The 1842-nt window shown below is 66.8% G+C and carries 2 protein-coding genes and 2 pseudogenes; all 4 read right to left on the minus strand.

Annotation, left to right across the window (positions count from 1 at the left end; translation table 11 throughout):
* Positions 1-258 (minus strand): annotated as a pseudogene (locus UK82_RS30570) (transposase); the annotation flags it as partial.
* Positions 259-406: 148 nt separating this feature from the next.
* Positions 407-1249: IS66 family transposase (gene tnpC, locus UK82_RS30575; protein WP_236706636.1), on the minus strand; the 843-nt coding region annotated here is incomplete at its 5' end.
* A gap of 1 nt (position 1250) precedes the next feature.
* Positions 1251-1471, minus strand: a pseudogene (locus tag UK82_RS41260) (IS66 family transposase); the annotation flags it as partial.
* 66 nt (positions 1472-1537) lie between these two features.
* The coding region (locus UK82_RS30580) for an IS256 family transposase (protein WP_055410916.1) at positions 1538-1842 on the minus strand (305 nt) is incomplete at its 5' end.

Consider the following 1842-nt stretch of genomic DNA (forward strand, 5'->3'; position numbering starts at 1 on the left):
GTCACTGATGGCGTTGCGCGAAGAAGGCGGTCGCTTTTGAGAGGAACTCGCGCTCCATCCGGAGTTCCCGGTTCTCCTTCTCCAGCTCCTTCAACCGTGCGCGGTCGGACATCGAAAGTGGCTCTTCTTCGCCCTGGTGGGTCCGACGCCAGGTGGCCACCCAGCTCCCCAAGGTTCCCTCGTTGATACCGAGATCCTTCGCGATCGCCGATACCGGCCGACCCGAATCGATGACGAGTTTCACGGCCTCGTCCTTGTNCTCGGGCGTGTACCGCCTCNGCGACTGACTCATTGATCTCCTCCGCTCACGGATCAATTATCCCACATAGGGATCACTGTCNGAAGAACGGGGACCACCTCAACCCAACCCCCGGTGCAACTGGTCGGGTACCGCTTTGATCTTTGGTTAGGTGGTTGTGGGCATCCAGGGGCGGCCCTCGGCGAGTTGGACGAGGGCGGGGAACTGGCCGATGCCGTGTTTGGTAGCGGTGGACAGGTAGCTTCGGATCGCGCAGGACTGGCGGGCGCCGGTGAGGGTGCGTAGGCAGCCGGATACTTTCTGCCGCAGTTTGATCATGCGGATGTCGCGTTCCGAGCCGTTGTTGTCCGCGGGAACCCGCAGGTCGTGGGTGAAGCGCAGGTAGTCGGCCTCGCGGTCGACGAGGCGGCAGGCCAGGGCGTGGCGGGCGGCCATGAGTGTCGTGCCCCGCGGGGAGGTCTGGCTGATCCCGATGTGGGCGGCGTGGCGGAGCTGGCGGGTGTGGGTGGCCAGCGCCTTCGGGTCGACCGGCGTGCCGGTGGTGGCGGCGTCGACGGTGAGGCGGTGCAGGGCGACGAGGGCGTCGGCGGCCTGGGTGGCCCAGCACCAGGTCCCGGCCGGGGCGGTGTCGGTGATCGCCTGCAGTTCGCGGAGCACATGGGCGACGCACAGCTGGTGGGTGGCGGACGTGTAGGTGTCATACGCGGCCCAGGCGTCGTGGACCACGACCCCGGCGAAGCCGGTCAGCACCCCGAGGGCGTCGATCCCGGCGGTCCCACGCTGGGGATGGCAGTCGATGAGGGTGTACTTCCCGGTGCGGGCGCAGTGCACCCAGTGCAGTTTCCCGGCGACACGCAGCCCGGTCTCGTCCGCGCCGATCACCTCGGCGCCGGCGAGCAGGTCGCGGACAGCGGTCAGGTCGGCGGCGGCGCGGGCGGCCATCGCCGCGACCGTGCCCGCCGAGATCGGGATCCCGACCAGCTCGGCGAGNGCGGTCGCGGTCCGGTCCTTCGACAGGAACTGGCCGGAGTACAGGTAGACCGCCGCCGCGGTCACCCGCGGCCCGTACTGCACCGGGGCGTCCACCCCGGCCGGTGGGGTCGCTTTCGTGCGTGTCCCGCAGCCGCATTCCCGTTCGAGGAGCTGATGTTCGGTCACATGTGGACGGAGTTCGGGCAGGTCGAAGACCTGCCGGCGTTCGGTCCGGGTCACCGGCCGAGCCTGTCACGATTTCCGTGTAAGCCAGAGGTGAATAGCTTAGCTTNCGCGTTCACACTATCAGAAAGGTAGGCGTCCGGGGAAGAGGCTGGAGAGCGTGTTGAGTGCGATTTTCCATCCGTGGGTTCCGGTGCCGGACTCGCCGCCCCGCTGACTCGATATGTTGCGAAGCCCGAGGTAGAGTAGCTTCATCGCCGCGTCACGGTCGGGAAAATGCCCGCGGTTCTTCGTGATTTTCCGGAGCTGGAAGTTCATCGACTCGATCGCATTGGTCGTGTACACGATCTTCCGGAGCTCGGGTGGGTAGTCGAGGAACGGAATGAACTCCGGCCAGGCGTGACGCCACACGTCGACCGCTCCGGGAT

The organism is Frankia sp. ACN1ag, assembly GCF_001414035.1.
Lineage (GTDB): Bacteria > Actinomycetota > Actinomycetes > Frankiales > Frankiaceae > Frankia > Frankia torreyi.